General features: G+C 68.9%; 22 protein-coding genes. 10 read left to right on the forward strand and 12 right to left on the reverse strand.

Annotated elements, in window-relative coordinates:
* Nucleotides 1-27: 27 nt before the first annotated feature.
* Together FDM97_RS35505 and FDM97_RS35510 are read right to left on the reverse strand one after the other, a co-directional pair.
* The gene (locus FDM97_RS35505) at nucleotides 28-1,521 is read right to left on the reverse strand and encodes a glycosyltransferase family 87 protein (RefSeq protein WP_137994549.1); all 1,494 of its coding nucleotides are present in this window, start codon (nucleotides 1,519-1,521) and stop codon (nucleotides 28-30) included.
* A gap of 133 nt (nucleotides 1,522-1,654) precedes the next feature.
* On the reverse strand, nucleotides 1,655-4,375 hold the full coding sequence (locus tag FDM97_RS35510; protein ID WP_137994550.1) for a transglycosylase domain-containing protein: 2,721 nt from the start codon (nucleotides 4,373-4,375) through the stop codon (nucleotides 1,655-1,657).
* Between the two features lie 367 nt (nucleotides 4,376-4,742).
* Here FDM97_RS35510 and FDM97_RS35515 point away from each other — a divergent pair, with 367 nt between their 5' ends.
* From FDM97_RS35515 to FDM97_RS35525, 3 genes are all read left to right on the forward strand, one after another.
* Nucleotides 4,743-5,432: a PadR family transcriptional regulator gene (locus FDM97_RS35515; protein WP_137994551.1), complete on the forward strand. Its 690-nt coding sequence runs from the start codon at nucleotides 4,743-4,745 to the stop codon at nucleotides 5,430-5,432.
* A 49-nt stretch (nucleotides 5,433-5,481) separates the two neighbouring features.
* Complete coding sequence (locus FDM97_RS35520; protein WP_137994552.1) at nucleotides 5,482-6,564, forward strand: inositol-3-phosphate synthase; 1,083 nt, start codon at nucleotides 5,482-5,484, stop codon at nucleotides 6,562-6,564.
* 77 nt (nucleotides 6,565-6,641) lie between these two features.
* Entirely contained in the window at nucleotides 6,642-7,901 is a 1,260-nt protein-coding gene (locus FDM97_RS35525) for an MFS transporter (protein ID WP_137994553.1), read from the forward strand.
* 74 nt (nucleotides 7,902-7,975) lie between these two features.
* Here the strand turns inward: FDM97_RS35525 and FDM97_RS35530 are convergent, their stop codons facing one another.
* Nucleotides 7,976-9,418: a CCA tRNA nucleotidyltransferase gene (locus FDM97_RS35530; protein ID WP_137994554.1), complete on the reverse strand. Its 1,443-nt coding sequence runs from the start codon at nucleotides 9,416-9,418 to the stop codon at nucleotides 7,976-7,978.
* Nucleotides 9,419-9,598: 180 nt separating this feature from the next.
* Here FDM97_RS35530 and FDM97_RS35535 point away from each other — a divergent pair, with 180 nt between their 5' ends.
* The 7 genes from FDM97_RS35535 (at nucleotide 9,599) to trxA (ending at nucleotide 19,178) form a co-directional block, all read left to right on the forward strand.
* Nucleotides 9,599-11,956 (forward strand): DUF6049 family protein, encoded by a 2,358-nt coding sequence (locus FDM97_RS35535; protein WP_137994555.1) that lies wholly within the window; start codon nucleotides 9,599-9,601, stop codon nucleotides 11,954-11,956.
* 46 nt (nucleotides 11,957-12,002) lie between these two features.
* A complete protein-coding gene (gene murJ, locus FDM97_RS35540) occupies nucleotides 12,003-14,210 on the forward strand; it encodes a murein biosynthesis integral membrane protein MurJ (protein ID WP_137994556.1) in 2,208 nt (735 codons plus the stop codon).
* 118 nt (nucleotides 14,211-14,328) lie between these two features.
* Nucleotides 14,329-16,041 (forward strand): protein kinase family protein, encoded by a 1,713-nt coding sequence (locus tag FDM97_RS35545; protein WP_137994557.1) that lies wholly within the window; start codon nucleotides 14,329-14,331, stop codon nucleotides 16,039-16,041.
* A gap of 25 nt (nucleotides 16,042-16,066) precedes the next feature.
* Nucleotides 16,067-16,771, forward strand: coding sequence for an RNA polymerase sigma factor SigM (gene sigM / locus FDM97_RS35550; RefSeq protein ID WP_137994558.1), 705 nt, complete (start codon nucleotides 16,067-16,069; stop codon nucleotides 16,769-16,771).
* Nucleotides 16,768-17,685 (forward strand): hypothetical protein, encoded by a 918-nt coding sequence (locus tag FDM97_RS35555; protein WP_137994559.1) that lies wholly within the window; start codon nucleotides 16,768-16,770, stop codon nucleotides 17,683-17,685. The genes sigM and FDM97_RS35555 overlap by 4 nt, the downstream gene beginning before the upstream one ends.
* 127 nt (nucleotides 17,686-17,812) lie before the next feature.
* Nucleotides 17,813-18,787 carry a thioredoxin-disulfide reductase gene (gene trxB / locus FDM97_RS35560; protein ID WP_137994560.1) on the forward strand — a complete coding sequence of 325 codons (975 nt, stop codon included), beginning with the start codon at nucleotides 17,813-17,815 and terminating at the stop codon, nucleotides 18,785-18,787.
* Nucleotides 18,788-18,836: 49 nt separating this feature from the next.
* A complete protein-coding gene (gene trxA, locus FDM97_RS35565) occupies nucleotides 18,837-19,178 on the forward strand; it encodes a thioredoxin (protein ID WP_137994561.1) in 342 nt (113 codons plus the stop codon).
* A gap of 75 nt (nucleotides 19,179-19,253) precedes the next feature.
* On the opposite strand, the gene FDM97_RS35570 is transcribed toward trxA, so the two are convergent.
* From FDM97_RS35570 to rpmH, 9 genes are all read right to left on the reverse strand, one after another.
* Nucleotides 19,254-19,871, reverse strand: coding sequence for a GNAT family N-acetyltransferase (locus tag FDM97_RS35570; RefSeq protein ID WP_137994562.1), 618 nt, complete (start codon nucleotides 19,869-19,871; stop codon nucleotides 19,254-19,256).
* A 162-nt stretch (nucleotides 19,872-20,033) separates the two neighbouring features.
* The gene (locus FDM97_RS35575; protein ID WP_137994563.1) at nucleotides 20,034-21,149 is read right to left on the reverse strand and encodes a ParB/RepB/Spo0J family partition protein; all 1,116 of its coding nucleotides are present in this window, start codon (nucleotides 21,147-21,149) and stop codon (nucleotides 20,034-20,036) included.
* A complete protein-coding gene (locus FDM97_RS35580; RefSeq protein WP_137994564.1) occupies nucleotides 21,146-22,222 on the reverse strand; it encodes an AAA family ATPase in 1,077 nt (358 codons plus the stop codon). Before FDM97_RS35580 ends, FDM97_RS35575 begins: the two co-directional genes overlap by 4 nt.
* Before the next feature lie 245 nt (nucleotides 22,223-22,467).
* Nucleotides 22,468-23,184, reverse strand: coding sequence for a 16S rRNA (guanine(527)-N(7))-methyltransferase RsmG (gene rsmG / locus FDM97_RS35585; RefSeq protein ID WP_137994565.1), 717 nt, complete (start codon nucleotides 23,182-23,184; stop codon nucleotides 22,468-22,470).
* 115 nt (nucleotides 23,185-23,299) lie between these two features.
* Nucleotides 23,300-23,812, reverse strand: a complete 513-nt coding sequence (locus FDM97_RS35590) for a Jag family protein (RefSeq protein WP_137994566.1) — start codon at nucleotides 23,810-23,812, stop codon at nucleotides 23,300-23,302.
* Nucleotides 23,813-23,825: 13 nt separating this feature from the next.
* Entirely contained in the window at nucleotides 23,826-25,130 is a 1,305-nt protein-coding gene (yidC, locus tag FDM97_RS35595) for a membrane protein insertase YidC (RefSeq protein WP_137994567.1), read from the reverse strand.
* Between the two features lie 3 nt (nucleotides 25,131-25,133).
* Nucleotides 25,134-25,460 (reverse strand): membrane protein insertion efficiency factor YidD, encoded by a 327-nt coding sequence (yidD, locus tag FDM97_RS35600; protein ID WP_137994568.1) that lies wholly within the window; start codon nucleotides 25,458-25,460, stop codon nucleotides 25,134-25,136.
* Nucleotides 25,457-25,828 (reverse strand): ribonuclease P protein component, encoded by a 372-nt coding sequence (gene rnpA, locus FDM97_RS35605; protein ID WP_137994569.1) that lies wholly within the window; start codon nucleotides 25,826-25,828, stop codon nucleotides 25,457-25,459. Before rnpA ends, yidD begins: the two co-directional genes overlap by 4 nt.
* A 21-nt stretch (nucleotides 25,829-25,849) precedes the next feature.
* Nucleotides 25,850-25,987: a 50S ribosomal protein L34 gene (rpmH, locus tag FDM97_RS35610; RefSeq protein WP_005482975.1), complete on the reverse strand. Its 138-nt coding sequence runs from the start codon at nucleotides 25,985-25,987 to the stop codon at nucleotides 25,850-25,852.
* Nucleotides 25,988-26,280 lie beyond the last annotated feature (293 nt).

The following is a 26,280-nucleotide window of genomic DNA, read 5'->3' on the forward strand; positions in this document are numbered from 1 at the left end:
CGCCGCTGATCCGCCGGGAGTCCCGCGCTACTCCCGGGGGACTCCCCACTCCACCTGCGGCCCCTCCACGGCCGTGGCCGCGTGCCGGGCGGGATGCGCGGCCCTTCCCCGTACGAAGACGTCCTCCGCGCCGTCCAGGACGCCCCCGGAGGGGTCGTCCGAGCCGTCCTGCCGCACCACGTCCCGCTCGGGCGCCAGGATGTCGCGCACGATCACGGCACACAGGTAGAGCGTTCCGAGCAGATGCAGGACGACTACGAAGTGGTAGCCGTCCGTCGGCAGGCCCTGCTTGTTGCCGCTGGTGGTGAAGGCCAGGTACATCCAGATGCCGAGGAAGTACATGACCTCGCACGCCTGCCAGACCAGGAAGTCGCGCCAGCGGGGCCGGGCCAGAGCGGCCAGGGGGATGAGCCACAGGACGTACTGCGGCGAGTACACCTTGTTGGTCAGCACGAACGCGGCCACGATCAGGAAGGCCAGCTGCGCGAAGCGGGGGCGGCGGGGCGCGGTGAGCGTCAGCACGGCGAGGCCCGCGCAGGCCAGCAGCATCAGCAGTATCGCGTACGTGTTGGCCGTCCCGGGCGCGATCGCCTCACCGGTGCGCTGGCTGATCAACAGCCAGACAGAACCGAAGTCCACATTCCGCTCGGTGCTGAAGGCGTAGAACTGCTTCCACCCCTCGGGCGCGAGGATCATCACCGGCAGATTCACCACGAGCCACGCACCGGCCGCGCCGAGCAGCGCCGCCCCGTACTCCCGCCATTTCCAGGCCCGCCAGCACAGCAGCAGGAGAGGGCCGAGAAGCAGTATCGGATAGAACTTGGCGGCGGTCGCGAGACCGATCAGGATGCCGAAGGCGAGCGGACGGCCGCGCGACCACATCAGCACGGCGGCGGCGGTCAGCGCGACGGCCAGCAGATCCCAGTTGATGGTGGCGGTGAGCGCGAACGCGGGTGCCAGGGCGACCAGCAGTCCGTCCCAGGGCCGGCGGCGGTGGGTACGGGCGACGCAGACGGCCATGACGGCGGCGCAGACCATCAGCATGGCCGCGTTGATCATCCAGTACGTCTGCTCGCGGTGCATGATGTCGCCGCCACCGGGCGTGAGCCAGGCCGCGACCTTCATGAACAGACCGGTCAGGACCGGGTACTCCAGGAACTCTATGTCGCCGCTCAGACGGTCGAAGTACGGCACCAGGCCCTCGGAGAAACCACGCCCGACGAAGAGGTGCGGAATGTCGGAGTAGCAGGCGTGGGTGTACTGCGAGGTGGTGCCCCGGAACCAGGCCCAGTCGTAACACGGGATCTTCTGCACCATTCCCAGCGCAAACATCCCGATGGCCACCAGTGCGATCACCCGCACAGGGGTGAGGGGGCCGGCACCGAGCAGGGCCCGGCGGCCGACCGGCCCGCCGATCAGCGCGCTGCCCGCCGCGGCGACCTCGTCGCGGTGGGTGGGGCACACCACCGGCGGGTCCTGCGGCCCGTCCTGCGGCGGACTCGTCTTGTGGAGGCTCGGCATGGGGGACATCCTGCCGTACGTCCCCGGGAAACGGTGAGGGCCGCCGCACCCGGCCACGCACCTGGAGGTACGTGTCGGATACGGCGGCCCTCAGAGCCTCACCGGGCGGGGCCCGGCGGACGGATCAGCGTGATCAGCCGCCGCTCAGCCAGCCGGTTCCGCCGTTGGGTTTGCCTCCACTGTCGGTCGACGTGTCGGTCGGCGTCGGTGACGTGGGTGTCCCTGTCGCACCGCCGTCGGTCGTCCCACCGCTGTCGTTGCCCGACGTGGCGCCACCGTCCTGGCCGCTGGTGGTGCTGCACTGCCAGTCCCACACGTCACAGGTCTTGTCCGGCTTGCCCGGCGTCTTGCTGGGCGTCGCGGACGGCGTGGTCGACGGAGTGGCCGACGGCGTCTCGGACGGGGTCTCGGTCGGGGTCGGGGTCGGGCTGGGGGCACCGCCACCGAAGACCGCCTCGGCGTCCAGCTCCTCCGGCTCCGGGAAGGACTCGACCTTCATGCCCTCGAGCGCGTCGGTCATGTAGTCCTTCCAGATCCGCGAGGGGAAGGACGAACCGTGGATCTTGGGCTGGTCACCCGTACCGAACATGGACTCGAACTTGCGACCTTCCTTGGTCTCGTCGTCGTCGAACCGGTACATGTCGATCGCCGTCGAGAGGTTCGGGGTGTAGCCCACGAACCAGGCCGAGTTGTTGCCGTCGGTGGTACCGGTCTTGCCGGCCACGTCACGGCCCGGGATGGCGGCCTTACGGCCGGTGCCCTTCGGGTTCTCGACGACGTCCCGCAGGACGTCGGTGACGTTGCTGGCGATGGCCGTGGAGAAGGCGCGCTCGGTCTTGGCCTCGTGCTTGTAGATGCTCACGCCCTTCTCCTTGACCTCGGTCACGGAGTACGGGTCGTTGCGCTCACCGTTGTTCGCGAAGGTCGCGTACGCGCCGGCCATCCGGATCGCGCTCGGGTCGGAGATACCGAGGGAGAACGACGGCACGTCCGACTTCACCAGCGAGTTCTCGCGCAGTCCGGCCTTGACGGCCGTCTCGCGGACCTTGTCGATCCCGATGTCCATGCCGAGCTGCACATAGGGCGAGTTGGCCGATCGGATCATCGCCTCGCGCAGGCTCATGGGGCCGTAGCTCGCGTCGTCGTCATTGGTCTGGAGCCACTCCTCGCCCTTCTCGTTGTGCCAGACCGTGCGGTCGTAGTTCTTGATCTTCAGCTTGTTCTTGCCGGAGTAGCGGCTCTTGTCGGGGTCGACGATCGTGCGGGTGGTGGCGTCCTGCACCTTGCCCTCGGACGGGTCCCGTACGCCGTACTCCATGGCCGCGGCCAGCACGAACGGCTTGAAGGTCGATCCGACCTGCGCACCGGTCTGGTCGGCGTTGTTGGTGAAGTGCTTGGTGGCGTCGGTGCCGCCGTAGATGGCGACGATCTTGCCGGTCTTCGGATCGACCGAGGCACCGCCGAACTGGACGTGGGTGTCCGTCTTCGGCCGCTTCTTCGGGTCGATGTACTCGTCGTAGACCTTCTTGATGGACTCCTCGAGAGCCTTGACCTTCTTCTTGTCGAAGGTCGTGTGGATCTCGTAGCCGCCCTGGGCCAGCTTCTCCGCGGTGACGTCGCTGTTGTTGATGAAGTTGGCTTCGGCCGTCCTCACCAGGTAGCCGATCTGACCGGTCAACGCCGCGTTCTTCCTCGGCGGCTTCACCTTGGGGAAGGTCGGGTACTTCGCCCGCTCCTCGGCCGTGAGGTGGCCGTCCTTGACCATCTCGCCGAGAATCCAGTCCCACCGCTTCGTGGCCCGCTCGGTGTTGGACTTCGCGTCCGCCTTCGGGTCGATCTGGGGCAGGCCGGCCGGGTCGAAGTAGGTGGCGCCCTTCAGCAGCGAGGCGAGGAAGGCGCACTCGCTGACGTTGAGCTCCTTCGCGTCCTTCTCGAAATAGGTCCGCGCCGCGGCCTGGATGCCGTAGGCGCCGCGACCGTAGTACGCGGTGTTCAGATAGCCCGCCATGATCTCGGGCTTCTCCAGCTCGGCGCCGACCTTTATGGAGATGAAGAGCTCCTGGACCTTTCGGGTCAGGGTCTGCGACTGGTCGTTCAGCCGGTTGTTCTTCACGTACTGCTGGGTGATCGTCGAGCCGCCCTGGGTCTGACCGCCCTTGGCCATGTTCCACACGGCGCGGCCGATGCCCATCGGGTCAATGCCGGAGTCCTCCCGGAACGTCTTGTTCTCGGCCGAGATCACCGCGTTCTGCATGTGCAGGGGGATCTCGCCGATCCCGATGATCTGCCGGTTGACCTCGCCACCGGTCGCGGCCATCTGCGTGCCGTCGGACCAGTAGTAGACGTTGTTCTGCGCCGTAGCGGCCTGATCCTCCTTGGGGATCACCACCTGGGAGTACGCGATCGTCGCCGCACCCATCAGACTGCCGACGAACGCCAGGAACAGCCCCGTGACGAGCTTCCACGAGGGCACCCAGCGACGCCAGCCGTACTTGTCGTACCGCGGGTAGTCGATCAGCCTCTTCCTGCCCGGCGGACGGCCGCCACCGCGGCCACGGCCCGGGCCACCGCCCTGTCCGCCGCCCCCACCACCGCGCCGGCCACCCCCGTGGCCGCCCACGCCTCCGCCGTCGGGCGCACGGCGACGGCCGCCGCCACGCTGCGCGGCGCGCCGGGCCTCGGCCCGCCCACCGTAGGGGCGCTCCTCTCCGTACCCTGACGAAGGGAATCCGGTACTGACATCCCGGGCCTCAGCCGACCTGCGGCCCATAGGCTGCTGGGCGGCGCGCCGGGCCGCCGCGCGGCCGCCACTCGGCGGCTGCGACTGCGGCAATTTGCGACGGTGCTCGCTCATCGAACGACTACTCCTCGGGCAGGCGTGTACGCCTGGAAGCGGCAGTTGAGTTCCGGTCCCCCCGAAATGCGTACGTCCGGGCCTCACCAGAGGCCCCTCCGTACCGCAGCCGGTCACCCGCATCACTGACGCCCTGCGGCGTCGCTCGGTTCCCGGTGGTCTGCATGCCGCAAGAGTACGCACGGCCAAAACCCACCTAGGGCCGAAGTTCACCCCAAATCAGGCAAGTCGATTGCTGTGAATTGACGATGTGACGCCGGTCACTGCAGCCCCACTTGTCGCAGCAGGGTGGCCGTTCTATCGTCAGGATGTATCGAGTCGATACATCAGTACGGCATAAGGGTCCCGAGGGTGGAGGAGGCGACGGATGAGCAGGCGCTCGGGAATCCTCGAGTTCGCCGTCCTCGGACTGCTCCGCGAGGCGCCGATGCACGGGTACGAGCTGCGGAAGCGGCTCAACACCTCGCTCGGCATCTTCCGGGCCTTCAGCTACGGGACCCTCTATCCCTGCCTCAAGACGCTGGTCGCCAGCGGCTGGTTGATCGAAGAGCCGGGCAGCGCCCCCGAGGACGCTCTCGCCGCTTCACTCGCAGGGCGCCGCGCCAAGATCGTCTACCGGTTGACGGCCGAAGGTAAGGAGCACTTCGAAGAGCTCCTCTCCCACACCGGCCCTGACGCCTGGGAGGACGAACACTTCGCCGCCCGCTTCGCCTTCTTCGGTCAGACCGAGCGAGAGGTGCGGATGCGGGTACTGGAAGGACGCCGCAGTCGGCTGGAGGAGCGCCTGGAGAAGATGCGCGCCTCTCTGGCCCGTACGCGCGAGCGCCTCGACGACTACACGCTTGAGCTGCAGCGCCACGGAATGGAGTCCGTGGAGCGCGAAGTGCGCTGGCTGAACGAGCTCATCGAGAGCGAGCGGGCGGGGCGGGATCAGCGATCCGGCCCCGACGCCCCCGAGGGCGCCGCTCGACACGACAACGATTCTGGAGAAACGGGCGGCCTGCCCCGGCACGGGGGCAGTACCCGGCCGGATCCGTCCGACGACACCGCCAAGTGAAACCCTGCACCTCGCAGGGCTTCCACGATCACACAGGGAGCAACCGGAAATGGGTTCGGTTCGCGTAGCCATCGTCGGCGTGGGCAACTGCGCCGCCTCGCTGGTGCAGGGCGTCGAGTACTACAAGGACGCCGACCCGGCGACCAAGGTGCCCGGCCTGATGCACGTCCAGTTCGGCGACTACCACGTCGGTGACGTCGAGTTCGTCGCCGCCTTCGACGTCGACGCCAAGAAGGTCGGCCTCGACCTCTCCGACGCCATCGGCGCCAGCGAGAACAACACCATCAAGATCTGCGACGTCCCGAACACGGGCGTCACGGTGCAGCGCGGCCACACCCTCGACGGGCTCGGCAAGTACTACCGCATGACGATCGAGGAGTCCGCCGAGGCTCCCGTCGACGTCGTCCAGGTCCTCAAGGACAAGCAGGTCGACGTGCTCGTCTGCTACCTGCCCGTGGGCTCCGAGGACGCTGCGAAGTTCTACGCGCAGTGCGCCATCGACGCCAAGGTCGCGTTCGTCAACGCTCTGCCGGTCTTCATCGCCGGCACCAAGGAGTGGGCGGACAAGTTCACCGAGGCCGGCGTCCCGATCGTCGGTGACGACATCAAGTCCCAGGTCGGCGCCACCATCACGCACCGTGTGATGGCGAAGCTGTTCGAGGACCGCGGTGTCCGTCTTGAGCGCACCATGCAGCTCAACGTCGGCGGCAACATGGACTTCAAGAACATGCTCGAGCGCGACCGCCTCGAGTCCAAGAAGATCTCGAAGACCCAGGCCGTCACCTCGCAGATCCCCGACCGCGAGCTGGGCGAGAAGAACGTCCACATCGGCCCGTCGGACTACGTGGCCTGGCTGGACGACCGCAAGTGGGCATACGTCCGCCTCGAGGGCCGCGCCTTCGGTGACGTTCCGCTGAACCTGGAGTACAAGCTCGAGGTGTGGGACTCCCCGAACTCGGCCGGTGTCATCATCGACGCCCTGCGCGCCGCGAAGATCGCCAAGGACCGGGGCATCGGCGGCCCGATCCTCTCCGCGTCCTCGTACTTCATGAAGTCCCCGCCGGTGCAGTACTTCGACGACGAGGCCTTCGCCAACGTCGAGAAGTTCATCAAGGGCGAGGTCGAGCGCTAAGACGCTGATCGACATCGTCGATCGAGGGTCCCCGGTCTTTCGCCCGGGGGCCCTCTTCGTATGTGAGTCTTGCTGCCATGCCCGTCGTACGTGATCTGCGCGTACTCCTGCGCCTGAGGAACTTCCGCCGCCTGCTGGCCGTCCGCCTGCTCTCGCAGTGCGCCGACGGGGTCTACCAGGTGGCGCTGGCCACGTACGTCGTCTTCTCCCCCGAGAAGCAGACCTCCCCCGCCGCCATCGCGTCCGCCATGGCCGTGCTCCTGCTCCCGTACTCCGTCATCGGCCCCTTCGCCGGAGTGCTCCTGGACCGCTGGCAACGACGCCAGGTCTTCCTCTACGGGAATCTGCTGCGGGCACTCCTCGCCTCCGTCACGGCGGTACTGATGCTCGCCTCCGTGCCCGACTGGCTCTTCTACGGCTCCGCCCTGTCGGTGACCGCCGTCAACCGCTTCGTCCTCGCGGGTCTCTCGGCCTCACTGCCACGCGTCGTCGACGCCGACCGGCTGGTCGTGGCCAACTCGCTCTCGCCGACCGCCGGCACGGTGGCCGCGACCGCGGGCGGCGGTCTGGCCTTCGGGGTACGCCTGCTCTCCGAGGACTCCGATGCCGCCGTCGTGCTCCTCGGCGCTCTCCTCTACCTCTGCTCCGCCCTCGCCTCGCTGCGGATGCCCAGGGACCTCCTCGGCCCCGATCCCGAACTGGTCCAGCCCCGACTCGGCGCCGCCCTGACCTCGACGGCCCGTGGGCTCAGGGAAGGACTGCGCCATCTGGCCGAGCGGCGGCCCGCGGCCCGCGCTCTGGCCGCGGTGACCCTGATGCGTTTCTGCTACGGCGCGCTGACGGTGACCGTCCTGATGCTCTGCCGCTACGCCTGGAGCTCCACGGAGTCGGAAGGCCTGGCACTGCTGGGTCTGGCCGTCGCCTTCTCCGGGGCCGGGTTCTTCGCGGCGGCCGTCGTCTCCCCCTGGGCGATCGGACGCTTCGGCCCCTTCGGCTGGATGACCGTGTGCGCGGGTTCGGCAGCCGTTCTGGAGCCCGCTCTGGGCCTGCCCTTCGCGCAGACCCCTCTGCTGATCGCGGCGTTCCTGCTGGGGCTCACCACCCAGGGATCCAAGATCGCGACGGACACGGTGGTGCAGAAGACCGTGGACGATGCCTTCCGTGGACGGGTCTTCTCGCTCTACGACGTGCTCTTCAACGTCGCCTTCGTCGGCGCCGCCGGGATCGCGGCGCTGATGCTGCCGCCGGACGGCCGGTCCGTCCCGCTGCTCGTGCTGGTCGCCGCGCTCTACGCCTCGATCGCGCTGATGCTGGCGCGCGGACGGCAGGAGGGGTGATGTTTCACGTGAAACATCACCCCTCCCACGCGCCGCTCGGTCGATGTTTCACGTGAAACATCGACCGATCCGGCTCAGTTCTGAGCCGTCCACCACTCCTTGAGCGCCGCGACGGCCGCCTCGTGCTCCATCGGCCCGTTCTCCAGGCGCAGCTCCAGCAGGAACTTGTACGCCTGCCCGACGCCCGGGCCGGGCCGGATGCCGAGGATCTCCTGGATCTGGTTGCCGTCCAGGTCGGGCCGGATCGCGTCCAGCTCCTCCTGCTCCTGGAGCTGAGCGATCCGCTCCTCCAGTCCGTCGTAGGCGCGCGAGAGGGCACCGGCCTTGCGCTTGTTCCGCGTCGTGCAGTCCGAGCGGGTCAGCTTGTGCAGGCGCGAGAGCAGCGGGCCGGCGTCACGGACGTAGCGGCGCACCGCCGAGTCGGTCCACTCGCCCGTCCCGTAACCGTGGAAGCGGAGGTGCAGCTCCACGAGCCGCGAGACGTCCTTGATCATCTCGTTGGAGTACTTCAGCGCGGTCATGCGCTTCTTGGTCATCTTCGCGCCGACCACCTCGTGATGATGGAACGAGACCCGGCCGTCCTTCTCGAAGCGGCGGGTGCGCGGCTTACCGATGTCGTGGAGCAGGGCGGCGAGGCGCAGCACGAGGTCCGGCCCGTCCTCCTCCAGGTCGATCGCCTGGTCCAGGACGGTCAGGGAGTGCTCGTAGACGTCCTTGTGCCGGTGGTGCTCGTCGCTCTCGAGTCGCAGGGCCGGCAGTTCGGGCAGCACATGGTCGGCAAGGCCGGTGTCGACCAGCAGACCGAGGCCCTTGCGGGGGTGGGTGGAGATCAGGAGCTTGTTGAGCTCCTCACGGACGCGCTCGGCGGAGACGATCTCCAGGCGGCCGGCCATCTCCGTCATCGCCGTGACGACCTCGGGGGCCACCTCGAAGTCGAGCTGGGCGGCGAAGCGGGCGGCGCGCATCATGCGCAGCGGGTCGTCGGAGAAGGACTCCTCCGGCGTTCCAGGCGTGCGCAGGACACGTGCGGCAAGGTCGTCGAGGCCGCCGTGCGGGTCGATGAACTCCTTCTCCGGGAGAGCCACGGCCATGGCGTTGACCGTGAAGTCACGCCGGACGAGGTCCTCCTCGATGGAGTCGCCGTAGGAGACCTCCGGCTTGCGCGAGGTGCGGTCGTACGCCTCGGACCGGTAGGTCGTCACCTCGATCTGGTAGCCGCTCTTCTGGCAGCCGACGGTGCCGAAGGCGATCCCGACCTCCCAGACCGAGTCGGCCCACGGACGGACGATCTTCAGTACGTCCTCGGGGCGGGCATCGGTCGTGAAGTCGAGGTCGTTGCCGAGCCGGCCGAGCAACGCGTCCCGTACCGAGCCGCCGACCAGGGCGAGGCTGAACCCCGCCTCCTGGAATCGGACGGCGAGGTCGTCGGCGACAGGGGACACACGCAGCAGTTCGCTGACCGCGCGGCGTTGCACCTGGCTCAGTTCAGTCGGGGTGTCTTCGTTGGCGTTCGGCACAACAGAAAAGGGTACGTGCCCCGGCCCGCGGCGGCGTCCTCGTTTTCTCCCGGCCGGACGGGCTCGTCCCATCAGCTGGAGCAGTCCCCGGCACTTGGCCGTGGCGTGCCTCGTTACCATGCGTGGACACAGCAACGGGGAACCACCGGCACCACTGATACGACGAGGATGGGCGAACGCGTGGCCGAGGCGGCAGACATCCAGGGGACCCTTCCCTCACCTGCCCGTCTGTGGCTGCGCCGCACGGCGTCCCTCCTGGCGGGGGCGCCCCTGCTGGCCGGACTGCTGCAGGGCGCGGCGACCCCCTCGGTCACCGCCGCCGAGAGCGCCACCGGCTCCCGGACCGTCGATGTGTCTCTCGACACGCTCTCGCCGAGCGCTCCGGTGGAAGGCGACACGGTCACCGTCTCCGGGACCGTGACCAACCAGAGCAAGCAGACCGTGACCGACGCCACGGTCGACGTCAGGGTCGGTCCCCGGATGACGAGCCGGAGCGAGATCGAGGACGTCTCGGGTCGTACCGGCTTCCGGCCGGGCAGCGATCCCGCCCCCCTGGGCGGCGGCTACACGGTCAAGATCCCCCGGCTGGCAGCCGGACTCAGCCAGGAGTTCAAGCTCTCCGTACCGGTCTCCAAGCTCGGGCTCGAGGACGAGGGTGTCTACCAGCTGGGCGTCTCGCTCTCGGGACAGACGCAGTCCCAGTCCGGGGAGCAGGTGCTCGGGATCGAGCGGACCTTCCTGCCCTACCAGCCCGAGGCGGCGGAGAAGAAGACCCAGCTGACCTACCTCTGGCCGCTGATCTCCTCGGCTCATGTCTCGGCGGAGACCGGCACGGACGATCAGCAGACCCCGGTCTTCGAGAACGACGAGCTGGCCGCCGAGCTCGCCCCCGGCGGGCGGCTGGACCACATGGTCACGCTGGGCAAGGAACTCCCTGTCACCTGGGTGATCGACCCGGACCTGCTGGCCACCGTCGATGCCATGACGAGGAGCTACCAGGTCAAGAACGGCACGGGCACGGTGCCGGGGACCAACCAGGCGGTCGCCGAGCGTTGGCTGGACGCGCTGGAGAAGGCCGTGGTGGGCCGCAAGATCGTCGCCCTGCCGTTCGCCGACCCGGACATCGCCTCGCTCGCTCACCGGGGCAAGGACGTCCCCGGCTCGCTGAGCCACCTCCGGCCGGCGACCGAGCTGGCCGGGACGACCGTGGAGACCATCCTCCATGTGAAGCCGTCCACCGACTTCTCCTGGCCCGTCGACGGGGCCGTCGACCCCTCGATCATGGATGTCGCCACCTCGGCAGGCGCCCGCAAGGTGATCGCCCGCAGCGACAGCTTCCGGGACGACCTCCCGTACACCCCGACCGCCGCACGCCCCATCGGCGGCGGCACCACCGCGGTCGTCAGTGACGCCTACCTCTCGACGGCGTTCGAGGGCGACATGCTCTCCACCGGGAACTCCACCCTCGCCGTCCAGGAGTTCCTGGCCCAGTCGCTCGCGGTGACCCTGGAGCAGCCCGACCAGCAGCGCAGCGTCGTGGTCGCTCCGCAGCGGCTCCCGACGACCGCCCAGGCGCAGACCATGGCGAACGCGCTGCGCGGACTTTCGGCCCAGCGCTGGACCCAGCCCCTCGATCTGATCGCGGCCGCCGCCGTGAAGCCGGACCCGGACGCGACGACCACGGTGCCCGGCGGCTCCCGGTATCCGCAGTCGCTGCGCAAGCAGGAGCTGCCGGTCGAGGCCTTCCGCGACATGAAGAACACCCGCGAGGACCTGGACGACTTCAAGGTCATCCTGACCCAGCCGGACCGCGTGGTGACCCCGTTCGGCAACGCGATCAGCCGCGAGATGTCCACGTCCTGGCGTGGTCAGGCCCCCGCGGCTTCGCTGTACCGGATCACGGTCCACGAGTACCTCAAGAGCCTCACCAAAGAGGTTCAGCTGATCAAGAAGTCGGATCTCACGCTGTCGGGCCGCAGCGCCACCATCCCGGTGACCGTGCAGAACAAGCTGCTGCAAGGCGTGGACCACCTGGTGCTGAGGCTGACCTCCGGCAACAAGCCCCGTCTGAAGCTCAACGGCGGCGACGCCGTCGCCGAGCTCCCGGTGAAGATCAACGGCGGGCACAGCCAGTCCGTGAAGTTCACCGCCTCGGCCAACGCCAACGGCCCGGTGCCGATGACGGCCCAGCTGTTCACCGAGGACGGCACGCCGTACGGAGAGCCGATGACCTTCACGGTGAAGGTCTCCGAGATCACCGCGACCGTGATGCTCGTCATCGCCGGAGGCGTGCTGCTCCTCGTTCTCGCCGGAGCGCGCATGTACACCCAGCGCAAGCGCGCGGCCGCCAGGAACGCCGAGGCGGAAACCCAGGACGAGGCCCAGGAAGAAGTCCCGGCAGAGACCGGGGCGGAAGCCGCGGAGACCGAGGTGGAGGCCGTGGAGGGCGACGTTCCCGAGCAGCCGAGTGACCCGACACCGGACACCGGTCCCGAAAGCGGCGACCCGTCGGGCCCGGGTGAGAAAGTGGACCGTTGAGCGATGTCGTGGCCGGTCGGCCGGGGACGATGAGGTGGGGTAACCAATGAACGCGCCGTACGACGGTGACCGCGGCCAGGGCGCGGGCGGCACCGAGCCGTCCGGCGGAACGCCCGCGGCGACCCCGGGACCCGGCCAGGGGCCGGTTCCCCCGCCGCAGCAGCCCGCCCAGGACCCCTACGCCCAGAACCAGTACGCCCAGGACCCCTACGTCCAGGACGCCTACACCCACGATCCCTACCGGGCGCAGGATCTCTCGGCACAGGACCCGGTGACCGAGGCTCTCTACGACCGCGCCGCGCACCCCCCGCCCCCTCCGGGCACCTACCAGGAGCCGCAGCCGCTGTACCAGCAGCCGGCCACGCCCCCGCACGCCCCGGACCCGCGGGTCTGGGCACAGACCCCGGCCCCCGAGCCGGACGGCCCCTCGCGTCGTCTGCCGTACGGCGACGACGCCCGCACCGTCCAGTTCACCGGCGTGGACGACCTGGTGACCCGGGCCGGCGACGAGGAGCCCGAGCCGGACGCCTTCGCGCACCTCTACCGGGACCAGCAGACCCCCGGCCAGGTGCCCCCGCCCGCCCCGGAGCCGAATCCGATGCCCGCCCCCGCCCCGAAGAAGTCCGGCCGCGCCTCCGGGCTTCTGAAGTCGAGCGCCGTGATGGCGGCCGGCACCCTCGTCTCCCGTCTCACCGGCTTCGTCCGCAGCCTGGTGATCACCGGCGCGCTCGGCGCCGCCCTGCTCGGTGACACGTTCACCGTCGCGTACACCCTGCCGACGATGATCTACATCCTCACGGTCGGCGGCGGTCTCAACTCGGTCTTCGTGCCGCAGCTCGTCCGCTCGATGAAGAACGACGAGGACGGCGGCGAGGCCTACGCCAACCGGCTGCTGACTCTGGTCATGGTGGCGCTCGGCCTGATCGTGGCCATCGCCGTCTTCGCGGCCCCGCTGCTCATCCGGCTGATGTCGAACACCATCGCCGACGATGCCGCCGCCAACAGCGTCGCCGTGACCTTCGCCCGCTACTGCCTGCCCACCATCTTCTTCATGGGTGTGCATGTGGTGATGGGTCAGATCCTCAACGCCCGGGGCAAGTTCGGCGCGATGATGTGGACCCCGGTCCTCAACAACATCGTCATGATCGTCACGTTCGGCCTGTTCATCTGGGTCTACGGCACCTCCGCCGACTCCCACATGGGTGTGCAGACCATCCCGGACGACGGCATCCGCCTCCTCGGCATCGGCACCCTGCTCGGCCTGGTCGTGCAGGCGCTCGCGATGATCCCCTACCTCCGCGAGACGGGCTTCCGGTTCCGGCCCCGCTTCGACTGGAAGGGCCACGGCCTCGGCAAGACCGTCAAACTGGCCAAGTGGACCGTGCTGTTCGTCCTCGCCAACCAGGCGGGTGTGCTGGTCGTGACCCAGCTCGCCACGGCGGCCGGTGAGGAGTCCGGCAAGGACGGCGCCGGCTTCCTCGCGTACTCCAACGCCCAGCTGATCTGGGGCATGCCGCAGGCCATCATCACCGTCTCGGTCATGGCCGCGCTGCTGCCCCGCATCTCCCGCGCGGCCCACGACAACGACCCCGGCGCCGTCCGTGACGACATCTCGCAGGGCCTGCGGAACTCCGCCGTCGCGATCGTCCCGGTGGCCTTCGCCTTCCTCGCGCTCGGCGTGCCGATGAGCACCCTGCTCTACGCCTCCAGCGGCCTCGAAGCCGCCCGGGGCATGGGCTTCATCCTCATGGCCTTCGGCCTCGGCCTGATCCCGTACTCCGTCCAGTACGTCGTGCTGCGCGGCTTCTACGCGTACGAGGACACCCGGACGCCCTTCTACAACACCGTCATCGTCGCCGCCGTCAACGCGGCTGCCTCGGCGGCCTGTTACTTCGTGCTCCCGGCCCAGTGGGCCGTCGTCGGCATGGCCGCCGCGTACGGTCTGGCCTACGCGGTCGGCGTCGGCGTCGCCTGGCGCCGCCTGCGCAACCGGCTGGGCGGCGACCTGGACGGCGCCCATGTCATGCGGACCTACGCCCGCCTCTGCCTCGCCTCGCTGCCTGCCGCGATCGTGGCCGGCGCGGTCGGCTTCGGCATCCTGAAGGCCCTCGGCGAGGACGCTCTCGGCTCGCTCGTGGCCCTGCTCGTCGGCGGAGTCACGCTGCTCGGCGTCTTCTTCGTGGCGGCCAAGCGCATGCGGATCGAAGAGCTGAACTCCATGGTCGGTATGGTCCGTGGGCGCCTGGGACGGTAGGAAAGCCAGTCACGCACAACCATCGTCGGCCGCCGTGTGTCGTGCATAGCGGCCGACTGTGGGCACAATTGGCATGGCTGTTGGATGTGGCGCAACGGATGGGGAGGCAGGAACGACGGTGGCGGAACGTAGCACGGCTGCCGTCGACGTGGCCGACAACAGCGGTGACGACCCGCTGACCGCGAAGGCGGACAAGGCCGCGACCGACGGGGTGGCGGAAGCGCAGGACACGGCGGACACGTCCGCCGAGGTCGCAGAGGACAAGGCCGGTAACCGGCAGAACGGCGAACAGCCTTCCATCGAGACACCTGAGCTGCACAGCGGCCACAAGTTGGCCAGGCGCTACCGCCTGGAGGAGTGCGTCACTCGTCTGGACGGTTTCAGCAGTTGGCGTGCCGTCGACGAGAAGCTGCGTCGTGCGGTCGGCGTCCATCTGCTGCCGGCCGACCACCCCCGGGCGCGTTCGGTCCTCGCCGCGGCGCGCTCCTCGGCGCTCCTCGGAGACCCCCGTTTCGTCCAGGTCCTCGACGCCGTCGAGGAGAACGACCTCGTGTACGTGGTGCACGAGTGGCTTCCCGACTCCACCGAGCTGACGACCCTGCTCGCCGCAGGTCCGCTGGAGCCGCACGACGCCTATCAGCTCGTCAGCCAGGTCTCCCAGGCCATGGCCGCCGCGCACCGCGAAGGCCTTGCGCACCTCCGCCTCACCCCGAGCGCCGTCCTGCGCAGCTCCACCGGCCAGTACCGGATCCGCGGCCTGGCCGTGAACGCCGCGCTGCGCGGCATCAGCGCCGAGCGGCCCCAGCGCACCGACACCGAGGCGATCGGCGCCCTGCTCTACGCCGCGCTGACCCAGCGCTGGCCGTACGAGAACGATGCCTACGGGCTCTCCGGGCTCCCCAAGGGCGTGGGCCTGCTCGCCCCCGACCAGGTACGGGCCGGAGTGCACCGCGGTCTGTCCGAGATCGCCATGCGCGCCCTGGCCAACGACGGGGCCACCGCCTCACGCCAGGAACCGCCCTGCACGACCCCGGACGAGCTCGCCAAGGCCGTGGCGGCGATGCCCCGCATCCGTCCACCGGAGCCCGAGTTCCCCGCTCCGCCCGAGTACCAGCGCACGACCTACCAGCAGGGCACGTACGGCCGTCCTCAGCCCCGCCCGGGCATCGCGGCCGCCCAGCCGGTGGTCGCGCCCCCCGCGCCGCTCCAGAGCCGCACGGGCAAGGCCCTGAAGTGGGCCGTATCGGCGCTGCTCATCGCCGCGCTCGGACTGGGCAGCTGGCAGATCGCGGACCGGCTCCTCGACCAGAAGAACGCGCCCGAGCCCCCGCAGACGACTCAGCCGCAGAACAACGAGGACGACGAGAAGGACCCGGCGTCCGGCAAGCCCGTCAAGATCGTCGACGCCCGCGACTTCGACCCGCAGGGCACCGACGGCGGGGAGAACCCCCACCAGATAAAGAACGCCTACGACGGCGACCCGAGCACCTCGTGGCAGACCAGCCGCTACGACCGCTACTCGAAGTTCGGCAACCTGAAGGACGGTGTCGGCATCATCCTCGACCTCGGCACGGTCCAGCAGGTCGCCAAGGTCGAGGTCACCTTCCAGGGCACCACGTCCGTCGAGCTGCGTACGGCCCCCGAGGACGCCTCGTCCCAGCCGGATCAGCCCGACGGCTACACCAAGCAGGCCGAGACGTCGGGAAGCCAGGTGAGCCTCGTCCCGGCCAAGCCGCTGAAGACGCGCTACGTTCTCGTCTGGTTGACCGATCTGCCGAACAGCGGCGCCGGCTACCGGGGCCAAATCTCGGACATCAAGATCACCAGCTGACGACATCCGGGGAGGGGGCTCACCGTTGGACGAAGCCATAGGCAGCGGCACCAGCGACCAGGAACTCCTGGCGCGCCATGTCGCCGGCGATCCCGACGCCTTCGGTGAGCTGGTGCGGCGACACCGCGATCGGCTGTGGGCGGTGGCGCTGCGGACGCTGGGGGACCGCGAGGAGGCCGCTGACGCCGTCCAGGACGCCCTCGTCTCGGCCTTCCGGGCCGCGCATACCTTCCGCGGCCAGTCGGCCGTCACCACCTGGCTGCACCGCATCACGGTGAACGCCTGCCTCGACCGGGCCCGCAAGTCCGCCTCTCGCAGGACCTCGCCCATGGACGACACGGAGCGCTTCGAGCAGCTCCTCGAGCCCGCCGAGTCGGCCGAGGCGCCCGCCGAGCGCCAGGACCTCCACCGTGAGCTGCTGGCGGCACTCGCCAAACTCCCCGAGGAGCAGCGGGCCGCCCTCGTCCTGGTCGACATGCAGGGGTATCCCGTCGCCGAGGCGGCCCGCATCCTCGATGTCCCCACTGGAACGGTGAAGAGCCGCTGCGCGCGCGGGCGGGCACGACTGCTGCCCATGCTCAGCCATCTGCGCGCCGACACGGTGGGTAACGAAGGCCCCGACCGGGGAAGGAACCGGACGCCGGGGACATCCGTCCCACCGGTGTCGGGGCCATCGGATACCGGACCGAATGGTCCGGCTGCTGTGAAGGGCGGAGGTGGGCGCGCGTGACTTCCACGACCGGCAGGGCCGAAACAACCCAGCACCCGGACGTCTCGGAGATCTCCGACCTCACCGAGGGGCTGCTCTCACCGTCCCGCGCCGCGGCCGTCCGCCGGCATGTCGACGGCTGTTCTCTCTGTGCGGATGTCCGGACCTCCCTGGAGGAGATCCGGGGACTGCTCGGCACGCTCCCCGGCCCACCGCGCATGCCCGCCGAGATCGCCGGCCGTATCGATGCCGCGCTGGCCGCCGAAGCGCTGCTGAACGCCACCACGCCGGACACCGGCGGTCATGTTTCACGTGAAACAGCGGTCGCTCACGCCGAAGCTCACCCTTCCGCCACGCACGCCACGGCGGCCACCGACCGGCCTGCCGGCCGCGCTCGCGCCGCCACCGGTCCGGGTCGTCCCGGCAAGGGTCGGCGCCGCCGGGTCGCAGCGCTCGGCGCGGTCTTCGGTGCCGCAGCCCTGGGGTTGACTCTCTTCTTCGTCCAGGGAGGGGTACAGACCCTCAGCGGGAGCGATCCGGGCGACAAGCAGTCCGCTGCCGACAGCCTCGCCACGAACCGGTTCAACGGCGAGCCCGTCGAAGACCGGGTCCAGGGGCTCCTGCATCCGGAAGGCACCTTCAAGGCCCCCCAGGACATCGAGCCGGAGTCGATGTCGGTCGAGGGCGGCGACGCCACGAGGCGGGGCCCGACCGAGGCCCTGCCCGAGTGCGTCAAGGCCGGTACGGGCCGCACGGACCCGGTGATCGCCTTCCAGAGGGGCGACTACCAGGGGACTCCTGCCTATCTCCTCGTCCTGCCGCACGCCGCCGAAGGCACCCAGGTGCAGGCCTACGTGCTGGACGCCTCCTGCGCCGACGCCGGCGGGAAGGGCAGGGCCGAGGTCCTGCTGACGCAGACCTACCCTCGCTCCTGAACTCGACGCCGTGCCGCGCGGCGGACTCGGGAATGCTCGCCCCGTAGGATCCGTTGGGTGGGGTGAGAGTCACCGATCCGACCGCCCCGTAGGCAGTAGGCAGTCTGCAGAGACGAGGAAGAAACCCGTGAGCGACGTCCGTAACGTGATCATCATCGGCTCCGGGCCCGCGGGTTACACCGCTGCGCTCTACACGGCGCGTGCGTCGCTGAAGCCGCTGGTCTTCGAGGGTGCAGTCACCGCTGGTGGCGCCCTGATGAACACGACCGACGTGGAGAACTTCCCCGGCTTCCGTGACGGCATCATGGGCCCCGACCTGATGGACAACATGCGCGCCCAGGCCGAGCGCTTCGGCGCCGAGCTGGTTCCCGACGACGTCGTCGCCGTGGACCTGACCGGCGAGATCAAGACCGTCACGGACACCGCCGGCACCGTGCACCGCGCGAAGGCCGTCATCGTCACCACCGGCTCCCAGCACCGCAAGCTCGGGCTGCCCAAGGAGGACGAGCTTTCCGGCCGCGGTGTCTCCTGGTGCGCCACCTGCGACGGGTTCTTCTTCAAGGACCAGGACATCGCCGTCGTCGGCGGCGGCGACACCGCGATGGAGGAGGCCACCTTCCTCTCGCGCTTCGCCAAGTCCGTCACGATCGTCCACCGCCGTGACTCCCTGCGTGCCTCCAAGGCGATGCAGGAGCGCGCCTTCGCCGACCCGAAGATCAAGTTCGCCTGGGACAGCGAGGTCGCCGAGATCCACGGCGAGCAGAAGCTCTCCGGTCTGACCCTGCGCAACACCAAGACGGGCGAGACCAGCGAGCTGCCGGTGACCGGTCTCTTCATCGCCGTGGGCCACGACCCGCGCACCGAGCTCTTCAAGGGCCAGCTGGAGCTGGACGAGGAGGGCTACCTCAAGGTCGACGCCCCGTCCACGCGGACGAACATCCCCGGTGTCTTCGGAGCCGGTGACGTCGTCGACCACACCTACCGCCAGGCGATCACCGCCGCCGGCACCGGCTGCTCCTCCGCGCTCGACGCCGAGCGCTTCCTGGCCGCCCTTGCCGACGGAGAGAAGCTCGCCGAGCCGGCGACGACCCCTGCGGTCTGACCCACCCGGCTGTCACCACCCCACACCCCGCGAAGTTAAGGAGGTCGCCGTGGCCGGCGCCCTGAAGAACGTGACCGACGCTTCCTTCGAGGACGACGTCCTCAAGAGCGACAAGCCCGTCCTGGTGGACTTCTGGGCCGCCTGGTGCGGACCGTGCCGCCAGATCGCCCCGTCGCTCGAGGCCATCGCCGCCGAGCACGGCGAGATCGAGGTTGTGAAGCTCAACATCGACGAGAACCCGGCCACGGCTGCCAAGTACGGCGTCATGTCGATCCCGACGCTGAACGTCTACCAGAACGGCGAGGTCGTGAAGACCATCGTCGGCGCCAAGCCGAAGGCCGCGATCCTCCGCGACCTGGCGGACTTCGTCTCCGACGAGGCCAAGGCCTGACGCCTCTGTTTCACGTGAAACACGGAACGGCCCGCCCCCTTCGGGGCGGGCCGTTCGTCATGAGCAGCGGCAGTGCTAGAGGGGTCGCAGAGCCGGTTCCTTCTGGACGGCGCCCAACAGCCGGTCCAGCGCCAGTTCGACGTCCTCCTTCCATGAGAGCGTCGTCCTGAGCTCCAGCCTCAACCGCGGATGAGCCGGGTGGTGCCGTACGGTCTTGAAGCCCACCGCCAGAAGGTGATCCGCCGGCAGCACACAGGCCGGCTCCTTCCACCGCGCATCGCCGAAGGCCTCGATCGCCTTGAACCCACGCCGCAACAGATCCTTGGCGACCGTCTGCACCATCGTCCGGCCGAGTCCCTGCCCCTGGTAACCCGGCATGATCCAGGCGGTCATCAACTGCACGGCGTCCGCGGAGACCGGACTCGTGGGGAAGGCCATCGAGCGCGGCACATACGCCGGAGGCGCGTACAGGACGAAGCCGACGGGGACTTCGTCGACATAGACGACCCGCCCGCAGGAGCCCCACTCCAGGAGCACCGCGGAGATCCAGGCTTCCTTCTCCAGCTCCGGCCGTCCCGCTTTGACAGCGGCCTCGCCGCTGACGGGGTCGAGCTCCCAGAAGACACAGGAACGACACCGCTTGGGGAGGTCCGGAAGGTTGTCCAACGTGAGCGGTACGAGCCGACGCCCCACGGCTGATCCTCGCTTCCCACAACCATCGCAGCACGGATACGCCCTCTCAGAATCGTATCGATGGGGCGATCAGGACGAAACCGCGTCAAGGCAAAGGGCGGACCGTGTCCCGGATTTCACCGGAGCACGGCCCGCCCTTGGGGACGCGGAGACGCAGAGAGCTCAGCCCTCGGCGCCGTCCTCGCTCTGCTCGGAGTTCGCCTGATCCATCACGCGCCCCTCACCGGGAGCCAGGGTCGACAGGATCCGGTCGAGATCCTCTATCGAGGCGAACTCGACGACGATCTTGCCCTTCTTCTGTCCCAGATCGACCTTCACCCGGGTCTCGAAGCGATCCGAGAGACGCGAGGCCAGATCCGTCAGTGCCGGGGAGACACGCGCCCCCGCCCTCGGGCCCTTCGGCTTCGTCGTGGCGGTGGGCTCGGAGCCCATCAGCGACACGATCTCCTCGACCGCACGCACCGAGAGCCCCTCGGCCACAATCCGGTACGCCAGCTTGTCCTGCGTCTCCGGGTCCTCCACGGAGAGCAGAGCGCGGGCATGGCCGGCCGACAGCACACCGGCCGCGACCCGTCGCTGCACCGGAGGCGACAGCCGCAGCAGACGCAGCGTGTTGGAGACCTGCGGGCGCGAACGCCCGATGCGGTCCGCCAGCTGGTCATGGGTGCAGTTGAAGTCCTTGAGCAGCTGGTCGTAGGCGGCCGCCTCTTCCAGCGGGTTCAGCTGCGCCCGGTGAAGGTTCTCCAGGAGGGCGTCGAGGAGAAGCTTGTCGTCCTCGGTGGCTCGAACGATCGCGGGGATTCGCTCCAGGCCGGCCTCACGGCACGCCCTCCAGCGCCGCTCACCCATGATGAGTTCGTAGCGCTCGGCGCCCAGCTGCCGCACGACCACGGGCTGGAGCAGACCGACCTCCTTGATGGAGGTGACCAGCTCCGCCAGAGCGTCCTCGTCGAAGACCTCACGCGGCTGGCGCGGGTTGGGCGTGATGAAGTCCAGCGGCAGCTCGGCGAAGTGAGCCACGGCGGGGGACTCCGGCTCCACGACCGGCGCGGCCTCGAGCACCGACCCCATCGGCATCACCGCGTCCGGGGACTGCGGACTCTGCGGCAGGGTCGCCAGCTTCGCGGCAGGTACCCCTCGGTCCGAGGGCAGAGCCGGAGCGGCTCCGGGGGAGGCGGAGCCCGCCCCCACGCCGACAGCCGGCGCCTGCCGCTCCTGGGGAGCAGCGGGGATCAGTGCCTGGAGCCCACGCCCCAACCCTCTACGTCGCTCGCTCACTGGATCCCCTCCGACATGCTGTGCTGGCTGTGCTGGTGGCCCACCTGGGTGTGCTGGGGATCGTAGTGAACCCCGACGCCCCGGAGCGCGATCTCACGGGCTGCCTCGAGATACGACAGCGAGCCACTGGAGCCCGGGTCGTAGGTGAGGACGGTCTGTCCGTAGCTCGGCGCCTCCGAGATACGCACGGACCTCGGGATGCTGGTCCGCAGCACCTCCTCGCCGAAGTGGCTGCGGACCTCGTCGGCGACCTGCGAGGCAAGCCTCGTCCGGCCGTCGTACATGGTGAGCAGGATCGTCGAGACATGCAGCGTGGGGTTGAGGTGCCCACGCACCAGGTCGACGTTCCGCAGGAGCTGACCCAGGCCCTCCAGCGCGTAGTACTCGCACTGAATCGGGATCAGCACCTCGGCCCCCGCCACCAGGGCGTTGACCGTCAGCAGGCCGAGCGAGGGCGGGCAGTCGATCAGGATGTAGTCCAGCGGCTGCTCATACGCCTGGATCGCTCGCTGCAGTCGACTCTCCCGTGCCACCAGCGACACCAGCTCGATCTCCGCACCGGCGAGATCGATGGTGGCGGGGGCACAGAAGAGACCTTCGACATCCTGGACGGGCTGCACCACGTCGGAGAGCGGCTTGCTCTCCACCAGAACGTCATAGATCGAGGGGACTTCGGCGTGGTGGTCGATACCCAGGGCCGTCGAAGCGTTGCCCTGCGGGTCGAGGTCGATGACCAGGACCCGCGCACCGTGCAGCGCCAGGGAGGCGGCAAGGTTGACCGTCGTGGTCGTTTTGCCCACTCCGCCCTTCTGGTTGGCCACCACCATCACGCGTGTCTGGGGAGGCCGGGGAAGACCCTCGCCGGCACGGCCCAGCGCCTCTACTGCCAGTTGGGCAGCACGACCAATGGGGGTGTCGTCCATCGGGGGCGGTGTTTCACGTGAAACATCCTCCCCCACCGATTCGGTTCGGGGACCGGGGACCGGATCGGTCATCGGTCCCGCGATGTTGGCGTTGGACCGCAAGGATTCACTCTCCTCGGCTTCAGGCTCGCGATGAACAGAGCCTGCCATGCTTTCGGGGTCGTGAACCAGCGAGGCCCGTGGTTCTGTGGGTGAATCCACCTCTGTGGACAATCCCGTACCCCTTGCGAGGGGTTTCGCGAGGGGTTTGCGGTCCCGGGGCGTGGCAGCCGCGCGGCCGCGGCTGATGATCCCCTGCAGCAGTGAGCGACGTTTCACGTGAAACACGATGCACGCGCCGCCGACCCAGGACCGCTCGACACTCCGAAATACGTACGTATGGCAGCTTGTACGGATCAGCGACGGCGGCGAGTCCTGCTGGGACGGGCGGCCTTGGCCCGCTTGGCGGCGAACCTCACACCGCCCGGGCTCTCGCCGACCTCCACCCGTACGACGGTCGACAAGGGGTCCACAATCCCCTCGCCAACCTGAAGCACTGTGGTCTCCACCACACCGAGCTTGGCGAGCGCGGCACGGGCGCCGTCGATCTCCTCCTCGGCGGTGTCGCCCTTGAGCGCCAGCATCTCTCCGTACGGACGCAGCAGCGGAACGCCCCAGCCGGCCAGCCGGTCCAGCGGCGCCACGGCACGCGCGGTGACCACGTGCACGGGCGGAAGCTTGCCGAGCATCTCCTCGGCGCGGCCGCGGACCACGGTCACATGGTCCAGGCCCAGCAGCTCCACGACCTCCTGCAGGAAGTTGGTACGGCGGAGCAGCGGCTCCAGGAGCGTGATCTTCAGGTCCGGGCGTACCAGGGCGAGCGGGATACCGGGCAGGCCGGCGCCCGAGCCGACATCGCACACGGTGACGCCCTCGGGCACCACCTCGGAGAGCACCGCGCAGTTCAGCAGGTGGCGCTCCCACAACCGGGGAACCTCGCGCGGGCCGATCAGCCCGCGCTTGACGCCCGCGTCCGCGAGGAGCTCCGCGTACCGGACGGCCTCCGGGAAGAACTCGCCGAATACCGTCCGCGCCTGCTCAGGCGCAGGGGGGAGCTCCGCTGCCTCCGTCACGGGAACCGTCCTTCCGCACCGCACACATAGGTGCGAGCGCACTGTGGTGGCTGACTATCAGGCTGACAAGATCGGCCCCGCCTGCGAGCAGACGGGGCCGACACTGCGAGAGGGGTCAGGCAGGGAGAACGACGACGAAGCGCTGCGGCTCCTCGCCCTCGGACTCGCTGCGCAGACCGGCGGCGGCGACCGCGTCGTGCACGACCTTGCGCTCGAACGGCGTCATCGGGTCCAGCTTGACCGGCTCACCGGTCGACTTCACCTCGGACGCGGCCTTGGCACCGATCTCGGCGAGCTCGGCACGCTTCTTGGCGCGGAACCCGGCGATGTCGAGCATCAGCCGGCTGCGGTCACCGGTCTCCCGGTGCACGGCCAGGCGCGTCAGCTCCTGAAGAGCCTCCAGCACCTCGCCGTCGCGGCCCACAAGCTTCTGCAGGTCGCGGCTGCTCGAGTCGCTGACGATCGAGACCGCGGCGCGGTCCGCCTCGACGTCCATGTCGATGTCGCCGTCGAGGTCGGCGATGTCGAGCAGACCCTCGAGGTAGTCGGCCGCGATCTCACCCTCCTGCTCCAGGCGGGTCAGGGTGTCGCCACCCTCGGCGGCGGCGGTGGTGGTGCCTTCCGTCACGGATGGACTCCTTCTACTTCTTGGACGACGGGTGCTTGGGGCGCTGCTGGCCCTTGCGCTGACCGGACTTTGCCTGACGGGAGCCCCCGGAGTTGGCCCGGCTCGGGCGGGCGGGCTTGTCGCCCTCCGCCGCGTCCTTGGCCGCGTCCTGCGGCTTCTTCTCCAGCGAGGTGGTGGGCTCCTCGGTGGAGTCACCGGAACCGGCTGTGTCCTCGGTGCCCTTCGCCGTGGAGTGCTGGGCTGCTGCGGCCTGACGCTTCGCCTTGGTCTGGCGCTTGGGCTGCTGGCGCTTGACCGCGGTACCGCCCTCCGCCTCGGCGGTGACGGTGTCGCTCTTGATCACGGTGCCGTCGGCCTGGGCGGCGAAGCCGGCCTTGGCCAGGCCACCGAAGAAGCGGCGCTCGTTGTCGTTGCGGTCGCTGCCCTTGGCGACGATCGCCTTGACGGTGTTCTTCCGGCGACGGCCACGGACCTCACCATGCGCGGTGACGCTCTTGAGCAGGCGCTGGAGGTAGGCGTCCTGGGCCTTGCTGCCCGGGGTCGGGTTCTGGTTGATCACGTACATCTGCTGGCCCATGGTCCACACGTTCGTGGTCAGCCAGTAGACGAGCACACCGACGGGGAAGTTGATGCCCATGACGGCGAAGATCACCGGGAAGATGTACATGAGCATCTTCTGCTGCTGCATGTACGGGGTCTTCACCGAGAGGTCGACGTTCTTCATCATCAGCTGGCGCTGCGTGTAGAACTGCGAGGCCGACATCAGGATGATCATGACCGCGGTGACGATGCGGACCGAGGTCAGCGAGGCGTCGAGGGCGGCGACCTCCGCGGCGCTGTCGGTGAAGGTGGCGGCCAGCGGGGCGCCGAAGATGTGCGCCTCACGGGCGCTCTCCAGCAGAGACTGGTTGATGACACCAATCTCCTTGCCGTCGGCGATGTGGGACAGCACCGCGTACAGGGCGAAGAAGAACGGCGACTGCGCCAGGATGGGAAGGCACGAGGAGAGCGGGTTGGTGCCCGTCTCCTTGTACAGCTTCATCATCTCTTCGGACTGACGCTGCTTGTCGCTCTTGTAGCGCTCCTGGATCGCCTTCATCTTCGGCTGGAGCGCCTGCATGTTCCGGGTCGACTTGATCTGCTTGACGAACAGCGGGATCAGACAGATCCGGATCAGCACCACGAGGGACACGATCGACAGGCCCCAGGCCCAGCCCGTGTCAGGGCCGAAGATCGCCCCGTACAGCTTGTGGAACTGGACGATCACCCATGAGACAGGTGTGGTGATGAAGCTGAAAAAATTGGCAATCGTGTCCACTAATCAGGCTCCTTGAGCATTGGGCGAGGTCTCTGCGGCCGGGCTCGTCTCGGCGGTGGACCCGCCCTTGTCGCCACGCAGCGCGTTCCGCAGCAGTTCGTGCCAGCGAGGACGCTTGCGCGGAGGCACGTGGTCCACGCCGCCGGGCGACCACGGATTGCACCGCAGGATGCGCCAGGCGGTCAGGGCTGTGCCCTTGATCGCGCCATGCCGGTCGATGGCCGTGAATCCGTAGTGGGAACACGACGGGTAGTACCGGCAGACGGGCCCGAGAAGCGGGCTGATCGTCCACTGGTACAGCTTGATGAGAGCCAGCAGCGGGTACTTCATCGCGTGCCCCCTCCCAGGAGCCGCTGAAGAGCGGTGTCCAGGTCTCGGGCCAGCTGTGCGTGATCGGCGTCGCCGGCTCCGGGCAATGCCCGTACGACCACCAGGCTACCGGGGGGCAGCTCGGACAGTCGTTCGCGGACGAGATGGCGCAGGCGTCGCTTCACCTGGTTGCGTACGACGGCACCGCCCACGGCCTTGCTCACGACGAAACCCGCACGCGTCGGGGGAGCGCTCTCCCCAGGCGCGTGCGGGTCCGTTGCACCGCTGCGTAGGTGGACGACGAGGAGCGGGCGACCGGCCCGGCGCCCTCGGCGTACCGCGGTTGCGAAGTCCTCGCGCCGCCTCAGCCGATTTTCGGTAGGCAGCACGTCATGACCTGTTTAGGCGGATCAGGCGGACAGGCTCGCGCGACCCTTGGAACGGCGGTTCGCCAGGATGGCGCGACCGGCACGCGTACGCATCCGCAGGCGGAAGCCGTGGGTCTTGGCGCGACGACGGTTGTTCGGCTGGAAGGTGCGCTTGCTCACTCGGGGGCTCCAGAAATGATTCGTTGGTGGCGGGACATCGCCTGGCTGTCACCGTGCGCCCACGAGTAGCTCGCAATACGCCCGAGTGCACCGCTTCACGATCACAGACCGTGATCTTTGCCCATCGGAGGCAGGCGGCAGCAGCCATCGACAACTCGACCTGGTTACGGTACGCGCGGCTACGCCATCCGGTCAAACCGACCGGTCGCGGGGCACCATTGTGCACAGGCTGTGGACAACAACTTGAACCAGGTCAGCCGCCGCGACTACCGTGGCTGGACTCCTGAATCTTT

The organism is Streptomyces vilmorinianum, from assembly GCF_005517195.1.
GTDB classification, from domain to species: domain Bacteria; phylum Actinomycetota; class Actinomycetes; order Streptomycetales; family Streptomycetaceae; genus Streptomyces; species Streptomyces vilmorinianum.